A 9,341-nucleotide genomic window follows, 5' to 3' on the forward strand; every position below is an offset into this window, starting at 1 on the left:
ACGGATCTCCGTACCGAATCTGGCCTCGGAACGCTGACCCTCGTGAGTCCCTTCCTGGCCCGAGTCAATGTCAAACCTTCTGATTGTGGGGGGTGTGTGAACAATTGGTACTACGCGGGCATCGCTGACGCGCAAATCCAATTCGTTCCCGAGCCATCCGCGAACGCAGCTCTCGCTGTGGGGGCTGGAACCCTAGTCGCTCTACGGCTCCGGTCGAAACGGCGGAAGCGCTGACGAGCTTGCCTATATAGGACTGCAGTAGGGACCGAGGCCGGGCGTCAGCTACGCGTCACGATCGCGCGGCGACGTGGTAGTACCACCAATCTGGCACGTCTTCGCCGAAGACGTCAACCATGTCGTACTTCTGTGCATAAGCAGCGTCGAGTGCTTCAACCCGGCCAGAATCGGTCACCTGCGCCAGGGTCACTTCATAGAGCTTTCCCGAAATGGCGAGCACCACATCTGGGTCGCGGACGAGATTCTCCTCCCAGGTCTTCTTCTCGTCTCCGTAAGATCCGATGTACAGCTCGCCACCGACCTCTACGCACCAGATGGTCGTCGAGTGTGGAATGCCGTACCAGGGTCGGGTCTCGACGAAGATCTCCTCGACGTCGCTCGCGAAGCTCCAGTCATCGACCCGTTCCGAGACGGTCTCGCCGTTGAGCCAGAGTCCGGGTGTTTCGTCTTCTGGCTGACAACCCGACAATGCGGAGACCGCCAGCACCGCCACCCCAGCGACGAACGCTGCCACGCATCGCCTGGATGCGTTCGTCGCTTGATGATTCATGCGGTCAGCTCGGCTTGGCTTCAAAAAGTTCATCGCGGGGCTCGAACCGCGTGTACATCCGCGACACGAGCTCCGGGTCCACGTCCCAGACCAAATTCGTCGGACCGATCGCGTCCTTCTTCATGCAGTCTGGCATCAGGTCGTCCTCCGCACCGAATCCTGCCCGGCGGTTGAACTCCCACTCGTCCTCGAGGCAGTTCCAGCCTAGATCTCCAATCCACTCCCGCGTCACTTCCTCGCCGTAGAACAGGCCGAAGAACTCGCGGACCTCGTCGAGGCTCGTCATCAAGAACTGGCAGAAACCCGACGAGTCGATCACGGCGTTCAGGATCTGCGATTCCTGGGAGGCCTGCACCGCCTCCTCGTAGTCCTGGCCCGGCTCGACGACGAGTCCCGCAGTGTGGTCGGCTCCCATGGGACTGGTGCAGTAGGTAACGCCCGCGGCCTTGAGGGGACGCGGATCCCAGGCGGGGAGCGCCTGTCCCTTCAACGTGGCAACCCGATGGTGCTTGCGCTTTTTACCGATCGCGAGCGCGCCGTCGCCGATCGCGCGACCGAGTTCGGTGCCCTCGGCGATTTCGCGAAGGATGCGCTTCGCCCCTTCGACATCACCGAACTCCATACCTCCCGAATCCATGTAGACCGCGATCGCGGCGCCGGTCTCGATCGTGTCGACACCGATCTCGTCGCACAGCCGATCGAGGTCGGCAACATCTTCCCAGCTGCCGATCCCGCAATTCGAACCGAGCAGGGTCAAGGTCTCGAACTCGAGAGCAGATGTCTTGTAGTTGCCTTCCGCGTCGTGGACGATATTGCTGCACTGAACGATGCAGCCCGTCATGCAGTTGTGCATGCCGCCGCCGCGCTCCTCGAAGCTCTCCACGATGCGCATGCCATCGAGATTGTAGACGTCGGGCGATTGGCCCTCGGTCCGGTTCTTATAGGGGAAGGTGTAGAGCTGATTCGCCTCTTCCACGATTGCGCTCGTGCCCCACTTCGGGAACGGCTCCAGGGCTGGGCCGGCTTTGTAGGTCTTTGTGTACTTCTTACCGAGGGCGTAGAACTCCTTCTTCGCCGGCTTGCGCACCGGGCGCTTCCCGGGGTCGATCACGATGAATTTGAGGCCCTTGCTGCCCATCAAGGCACCGAGCCCTCCCCGACCGGCGTGGCGCGCCGGATGTCGATTTTGCTCGTCGTCCGTACAGGCGACCGAAGCGCCCGTCAGTCGCATCTCGCCCGCGGGTCCGATCGAGATGAACGAAGCGGTCTTTGCGTAGACCTTGGCCAGGTCATCGATGAGCGCGTAGTTCCACTTGCCCTTGTGCTCGTCCGCAGGGACCAGGCTGACACGGTCGGCCGTGATCTCGAGTGCGTAACGACGATCGGCGTCGGCGGGCTGTCCCTTCACGATGATGCAGCGGTAACCGAGCTTCATCATGTGCTGTCCGGGATTGCCACCCACGTTGGATTCCTTGATGCCGTTGGTGAGCGGGCTCTTGCCGCCGACCGAGAGACGACCGGAAGTCGGAGCGGCGGTCCCCGCGAGCACGCCGGGCGCAAACACGAGCACGTTGTCCGGACCGAGCGGATCGCAGGTCGGGTCGCACTCGTCGAGCAGGATCTTTGCGGACAGGGCGCGACCTCCGAGCATCCTCCATTCTTCTGGATAGGGCTCGACGGACACGACGTGAAAACTCATATCGACTCGGATCAGCCGATCTCCGGTGGTGGGATCTGTCATTTCTTTTCTCCTTCGAAAATTTCGCGACCACCCTGACGGGGGCCGTCAGTAAGTCGTGCTAGCCCCCCGCTACGGCCGCCAGAATCTGGATGTGGTCGGAATCTGAGACGGGCGAGTCTACCGCGTCTCGGTCGAGCGCTTCGCCGTTCAAGAAAAGGCGCACGAAGCGGCGGAGATTGCCGTCATCGTCGAGAATGAGCTCGCGAAATCCGGGATGCATGACCTCGACGGCTTCGATACTCGATCGCACGCTGTCAGCGTCGACTTCGATGAGACCAAGACCGCTCGTAGGTCCCCGGTAGCGCGGCGGAACCTCTACCTTGGGCACGTACTTTACCTCCACCTTCGTGTTCAGAGCGTGTCTGAGAATAGCCGAGGACGCACCTGCGCGGTGGCCGAGTCCTCTATTTTGACGATTCGTGCACCTCGACGATCACCCGATCACCCGGCTCGATCAACCCCGCCACATCGACAACCCCGTTAACTCCCCGCAGCTCCATTGCGTATTTCGGGAACATTTTCCCGGCGACCGGCTCCCCGGAGCGCGTCGTATGGGCGGCAACGATCTGATCCGCTATGTCCGCGCACGGTGGGTTGCACTCCTCAATGACTAGCACGGCTCCAGATGGAAAGACGAGCCGGCTGCCCCGGGCGAGTTTCGAGAACTCGGGAATGCCTTCCACGCAAATGTTGGCTCCGAGGGTAGCGGCCATGAGGAGCTCGTTCAGGTCGAGTCGCTCCGCGATGATCGCCAATTCCTCAACTGACACGCCGGTCCACTGGCGTTCGTTGCGCCTGATGGTCCCGGTGGGGTCGATATCGTAGGACTGGGCAACACGCTCGAAACCGCGGTGCCTGTCGCCCACGAATCCGTCCAACTCCACCTGCACGGACGTCTTCGCCCGCTTGCTGTAGTCCTCGGAATCGCCGGCTTTGTATTCGCCTTTGCTCCCCGTATGGACCGAGACCAGCGTACCTTCCAATTTCCTCACGGCTCTTTATCTCTCTCTAGCGCCCGTCACAGGCTCCCGTTTACGTCCCGAAGAACCTTGGACAGGATGTCGACGATCTGGGCGGCCTCCTCCTCGGTAAGCACCAGCGGAGGTTGCAAGCGAACCACGTTGGCATAGGTACCGCCGACGCCGATCAGGATTCCCGCCTCGCGGCAGCGCTTCTTCACTTCCTTGGCGGCGGTGTCTGCCGGAGTCTTGTCGTCACCCGTGACGAGTTCCAGACCAATCATGAGTCCCTTGCCGCGCAATTCGCCCACGAGTGTGAGTTCGTCCTCGAGCGGCTTGAGAGCGTCCATCAGTTGAGCGCCGCGCGCCGCCGCGTTCTCGGGGAGCTGCTCATCCTGCATCACACCCACGTTGGCCAGACCCGCTGCGCAACTCACGGGATTGCCGCCGAAGGTCGACAGGTGTGAACCCGGGGTGAAGGCGTCCGCGACATCCGGGCGCGCAATGAATGCGCCCAACGGAAAACCATCGGCGATGCCCTTGGCCATTGTCATGATCTCGGGCTCGACGTCGTAATGCTCGATGGCAAAGAACTTGCCGGTCCGTCCAAAACCGGTCTGGACTTCGTCGCAGATGAAGAGGATGTCCTGCTCCGCGAGGATTTCCTTCACCAACTTGAAGTAGCTCTCGTGGGGCACGAGGATCCCGCCCTCACCGAGAATGGGCTCGGCGATGAACGCCGCAATGTTGCCCGAACTCTGGAATTGGATCGCCTTGGCGAGTCCCTCAGCACTGCGTTCAGCGCATTCGGCCTCGGTCGTCGAACCGTAGGGACAGCGGTAGAAATACGGCGCTGGCGCGAAGGTTACGCCCGGCATGAAGGGCCCGCCGGAATGCTTGCGCGAGCTGTTTCCGGTGATCGAGAGCGTGGCGTAGGTGCGGCCGTGGAAGCTATGGGTAAGCGACACAAACTCGTCGCGCCCGGTGTAGTGCCGGGCCAGGCGCATGGCGCCTTCGATGGCCTCGGCGCCCGAGTTGCCCATGAAGGTCTTCTGCAGCGCGCCGGGGGTGATCCGGGCCAGCGCCTCGGCCAATCGGCCGGCGCTCGGGTTGTAGTACATGTAGGTGCAGCAGTGAATCAGCTTGTCCATCTGCTCTTTCGCGGCGGCAATGACCTTCGGATGTCCGTGCCCTGCATTGACGACGGAAATACCGCTGAAGCAGTCGAGATATTCATCGCCGTTGGTGGATCGGATCCGGGTACCCTGGGCCGATTCCACCTCGATGGGCTCGAAGCCCGCCACCATGCTGGTGATCATGTACTCGTCATAGAGCTTCTGGGTCTGCATAACGTACGCTCCTTGATTGCTAGATTTCTATCAACTGCTCGGGAAGCCGAGATCGACTCCACGGTGTTCTGGGTCGGGCCAACGGGTCGTCACGACCTTGGGCCGAGTGTAAAAGTGCACGCCGTCGGGGCCGTAGATCGAGTGGCCACCGAAGAGCGAGTTCTTCCAGCCGCCAAAGGAATAGAAGCCGAGCGGCACTGGAATCGACAGGTTGATCCCCACCATGCCCACCTGGATCTCACGCTGGAACCGCCGGGCGGCCCCGCCGTCGTTTGTGAAGATGGCCGTGCCGTTAGCGTAGGGATTTGCATTCATCAGGTCCATGGCTTCGGTGTAGCTCTCGGTCCGCACGACTGCGAGCACCGGCCCGAAGATCTCCTCGCGGTAGATCTTCATGTCCTTGCTCACGTGATCGAAGAGCGTGGGGCCGACGAAGTAGCCTTCCTCGTAGTCGGGAACCTTGATCCCGCGCCCGTCACAGACGATCTCGGCGCCTTCCTCGATTCCTGAATCGATGTAGGAGACCACCTTGTCCCGGTGTTCGGCGGTGATGAGGGGGCCCATCTCGGCTGCGGGGTCCGCGGCCGAGCCGATCTTGAGCTTCGCCATGCGTTCCTGGATCTTCGGCAGCAGACGGTCGGCGGCATCGCCCACCGTCACCACCACGGAGATTGCCATGCAGCGCTCACCGGCCGAGCCGAAGGCGGCCGAGACCGCCCCGTCGGCGGCGAGGTCCATGTCGGCGTCGGGAAGCACCAGCATGTGGTTCTTCGCTCCGCCGAGGGCCTGCACGCGCTTTCCGTGGCGAGCACCGCCTTCGTAAATAGCGCGGGCAACCGGCGTAGAGCCCACAAAGCTGAGAGCAGCCACGTCCGGGTGTTCGATCAGGCGCTCCACTGCGACGCGGTCACCGTGAATCACGTTGAAGACGCCATTTGGCAGCCCGGCCTTGGAAAACAGTTCAGCCAACCGATTGGCGGTCGAGGGATCTTTTTCAGAGGGCTTCAATACCACCGTGTTGCCGCAAGCGATCGCGATCGGAATCATCCAGAGCGGTACCATGGCCGGGAAGTTGAAGGGCGTGATGCAGCCCACGACGCCGAGGGGCTCGCGCGCTGACGTCATGTCGATCCCCGTCGAGACCTGGATCGAGCTATCTCCCTTTAAAAGCTGAGGAATCCCGCATGCAAATTCCACGGTCTCCAGGCCGCGCTGCACTTCGCCGCGGGCATCCGGCTTGGTTTTGCCGTGCTCGCTGGCGATGATTTCCGCCAGTTCGAAACTGGCGTCGTCGAGCAGGCCGCGGAAGGCGAACATGACCTGGGCGCGCTTGGTGAGGGAAGTATCCCTCCACGCAGGGAAAGCGGCTTTTGCCGCCTCGACGGCCTTATCGACCTCTTCGACGCTGGCGAATCCGACGCGGGCCCTCTCCTGGCCCATTGCCGGATCGAACACTGGACCCGAGCGGCCTGAAACGCTGTCTTGGCGTTTTCCGTCGATCCAGTGGGAAATTATCTCTGTCTTGCCGCGCATTCAGTGCTCCTTGCTGTGTTTCTGAGAGGCTGCAGTGTCTCGCTGTTCAGTTAAATCAACAAGAGTTATTTTGCAAGGCCGTAAATAGTGGATTTATTTAGCTTGCGTTCGTGGTATATTGAGGATCCTAAACGAATTAACGGAGGTTCGTCATGGCCCCAGAAATTGGAACCCGGCTTCGGCAGGTGCGAGAGGCCAACGGCCTGTCCCAGCGCAAGCTCGCCAAGAGCTCGGGAATCAGCAACGCCACGATCTCGCTGATCGAATCGGGCAAGCTAAACCCATCGGTAGCCGTGCTGAAGCGCATCCTCGACGGAATCCCCATGCATCTCGCGGCTTTCTTCGCAGACGAGCCCAGCGAATCTGTGCCCGTGATCTACCGCAGCGGCGATCTCGTCGAGATCGCAGGCGGCAAAGTCTCGTTCCGACAGGTGGGACACCATATCGCCGGCCGCAGCATCCAGATCTTGCACGAGCGTTACCAGCCAGGTGCCGACACCGGAAAGCTTGCGCTCACCCACTCCGGCGAAGAGGGGGGGGTGGTGATCCGGGGCCGCCTCGAGGTTACGGTCAGTGGCGAGCGCCATGTCCTGGGCCCGGGCGACGCGTACTACTTCGACAGCTCGCGCCCGCACCACTTCCGCAACGTCGGCAACGATTGTTGCGAGGTGGTGAGCGCCTGCAGTCCGCCGAGCTTCTGACTTCCACATCTCGCTGATACCATCGGGATCTTGAGAGTCCATCGGTGTGATGCCGGATTTTTGAGCCGAAATACTCATGCAAAGCGCCCCCGCCTCGAAGGAGACGGGGGCGCTTTGCATCCAACTATTCAAGTATCCAACTATTCAAGCTCGCGATCGGCGTACGTGTGACGTTCCATGGGAGCAAGCAATGCGATACGCCAAACCCAAGGGCAGACAGACGGTCGTCATCGCCTGTCGGCCCCGAGGAGAGTACAGCAGTCTACTGATCTATCGGATCGAGGGTGATTGTGGCCTCCAGTTCTGACGCCTTCTCATTCCAGGTCATGTTGGTTTGAGGAGGTGCGGCGACGTCGAGGATTACGGTGGTGTACAAGCCCGCATCGCAGGCCCGCTTGCCCGGAATGTCACCATCCCACTTTCCGGCGCCGATACAGCAGAACCAGTCGGTGACTCCAGAGCCCGATACCTCACCAGGACAAGTAATTAGTTCGGTAGCGTGCCCGTCGTTGTCGAATGTCGCGCTGACGTTCGTCTGGTAGACGCCGACCGTGTCGTTCGCGGATGTCCAGGTCACGATTGCGCCGATGATGGCATTCCCGTTCTCGTCCTCGACGTGAATCTCCGTATGGACGTGCTCGTCTTGCGGACCCGATCTGAACCAGCTGATACAAGAGACGATCATTTCGCCCCCCAGGCCGATCATCGTGGAGTCAGTCTGCTTGCTCTGATCGCCAGTCCTCACCGTGAGCGTGTAATCGCCATCCGGCGTCATTGTGGGGATCTTCGCGATGATCAGCGTCTCGGACACCTCGCTGAGGGCGAGGGCGTCACCACCGTTCAGGGTGACCTCCACGAAATTGCCGCCCAGGAATCCCCCGCCGGCAATCTCGGCAGTAATGAATTGATCCCCCGGAACGTTGGGATTGATCAGAAGGACTGAGCTGATCACCACGGCGGCTCCGGCGCCCTTGCCGCCCATTGCTGCGGCGGAGTGGGCAAGCATCAGTGCGGTGGTCACCGACAGCAGCAATATGAGTATTGATCGAAAAGACTTCATTTCAAATCTCCTTGTGGTGAGATGCTGCTGTGGCGTGATGTTTTGGGATGCCGAGAGACCGCAATCCGAACGTTACGCGTCGTCGAGTCGGCAGCCGAGCTTCGTCCCGCCAGTGGCCCGCCATGGCAAAGACCGAGCGGACCCTAGTGCTTTCGGCTGATTCTGCCTGCCCGGGTGCGGAAGGTCAAGGACTATTTTCTCGATGGTGAAGCCGGTCAATCGGTGCGGTACGCCGGTTTTTGGCTGTCCCAAAGCGGCAATTACGCCCGCTTGGGGCCGGGGGAGCCCGGTGCGCGATGCCTTGGATCAGGCGAATTGGCGGCTCCGGCGAGCATCGCGAGGGTTGCGATCCCAGCGGCCAACGCCAACACCCCCCGAGATTCATCACGGCACTCGCGTGAGAGTCGTGGGAGAGCCTTTTCTTGCCGGCGCTTTGTCTTCGCTTAGTACTCTATTCTATAAATACAATGACGTATAATTTGTGGCGAAATCAGCTGGGCTGGCGCATCCTCTCCCCATTTCCTTCCTCCGAATGGTGGAAACATGCCCAGAAAAAGTCCGTATCGGATTCGTCTCAGCAAGCGGGAACGAGCTGCGCTGGAAGCGATGGCCCGAAAGTATACGTCACCGTATAGAGAGGTTGTCCGGGCGCGGATCGTGCTCTACGCCGCAGAAGGATTCAGCAACGACCAGATTGCCGCCCGACTGGACACCCCGCGACAGATTGTCAGCAAGTGGCGCAAGCGCTTCTTTGAGCAACGCCTCGCCGGCCTTGATGAGCGGGAGCGGCGCGGACGCCCGGCGCGCTTTTCCCCCCAACGGGGTGGTCGCAGTCAAGGCCCTCGCATGTGAACTGCCCCACGAGCACGGGCTGCCCCTCTCGCGCCTCAGCGTGCCGGAGATTCGCCGGGAGGCGGTTAGCGCGGTCTCGTTGCCTCGATCGGCGAGACGACCGTGTGGCGCTGGCTCGCGGAGGACGCCATCCGGCCCTGGCATCCTCGCAGCTGGCTCTTCCCGCGCGACCCGGACTTCGAGGAGAAGGCGGCGCGAATCCTCGACCTCTATGCCGGGCTCTGGCGAGGGCGGCGTCTGTCGACGGACGATTGCATCCTGTCGGCCGATGAGAAGACGAGCATCCAGGCCCGCCGCGGCGTGTGCACCCGACATCGCGGCCCGCCCCTGGCCAGCCCATGCGGGTCGAGCATGGGTAC

The 9,341-nt window shown here is 61.5% G+C and carries 9 protein-coding genes; 2 read left to right on the plus strand and 7 right to left on the minus strand.

The genetic code is table 11. The annotated features are described in order from the left end of the window. Positions 1-289: 289 nt before the first annotated feature. The 6 genes from IH881_19190 to IH881_19215 form a co-directional block, all read right to left on the minus strand. On the minus strand, positions 290-787 hold the full coding sequence (locus IH881_19190; protein MCH7869826.1) for a DUF2255 family protein: 498 nt from the start codon (positions 785-787) through the stop codon (positions 290-292). A 4-nt stretch (positions 788-791) separates the two neighbouring features. Then, the gene (locus IH881_19195) at positions 792-2,528 is read right to left on the minus strand and encodes an aldehyde ferredoxin oxidoreductase (GenBank protein ID MCH7869827.1); all 1,737 of its coding nucleotides are present in this window, start codon (positions 2,526-2,528) and stop codon (positions 792-794) included. A 58-nt stretch (positions 2,529-2,586) separates the two neighbouring features. Then, positions 2,587-2,856, minus strand: a complete 270-nt coding sequence (locus IH881_19200) for a MoaD/ThiS family protein (GenBank protein MCH7869828.1) — start codon at positions 2,854-2,856, stop codon at positions 2,587-2,589. 76 nt (positions 2,857-2,932) lie between these two features. Then, positions 2,933-3,520 (minus strand): hypothetical protein, encoded by a 588-nt coding sequence (locus tag IH881_19205; protein MCH7869829.1) that lies wholly within the window; start codon positions 3,518-3,520, stop codon positions 2,933-2,935. Between the two features lie 26 nt (positions 3,521-3,546). Further along, on the minus strand, positions 3,547-4,836 hold the full coding sequence (locus IH881_19210; protein MCH7869830.1) for an aspartate aminotransferase family protein: 1,290 nt from the start codon (positions 4,834-4,836) through the stop codon (positions 3,547-3,549). A 30-nt stretch (positions 4,837-4,866) separates the two neighbouring features. Then, on the minus strand, positions 4,867-6,369 hold the full coding sequence (locus tag IH881_19215) for a CoA-acylating methylmalonate-semialdehyde dehydrogenase (GenBank protein MCH7869831.1): 1,503 nt from the start codon (positions 6,367-6,369) through the stop codon (positions 4,867-4,869). 152 nt (positions 6,370-6,521) lie between these two features. Here IH881_19215 and IH881_19220 point away from each other — a divergent pair, with 152 nt between their 5' ends. After that, complete coding sequence (locus IH881_19220; protein MCH7869832.1) at positions 6,522-7,070, plus strand: cupin domain-containing protein; 549 nt, start codon at positions 6,522-6,524, stop codon at positions 7,068-7,070. 262 nt (positions 7,071-7,332) lie between these two features. Here the strand turns inward: IH881_19220 and IH881_19225 are convergent, their stop codons facing one another. Next, on the minus strand, positions 7,333-8,130 hold the full coding sequence (locus IH881_19225; protein MCH7869833.1) for a hypothetical protein: 798 nt from the start codon (positions 8,128-8,130) through the stop codon (positions 7,333-7,335). Between the two features lie 543 nt (positions 8,131-8,673). Between IH881_19225 and IH881_19230 the strand changes: the two genes are divergently transcribed. Further along, a complete protein-coding gene (locus IH881_19230; protein ID MCH7869834.1) occupies positions 8,674-8,982 on the plus strand; it encodes a helix-turn-helix domain-containing protein in 309 nt (102 codons plus the stop codon). The last annotated feature ends 359 nt before the right edge of the window (positions 8,983-9,341 follow it).

This window comes from Myxococcales bacterium (genome assembly GCA_022563535.1).
GTDB lineage: Bacteria > Myxococcota_A > UBA9160 > UBA9160 > UBA4427 > DUBZ01.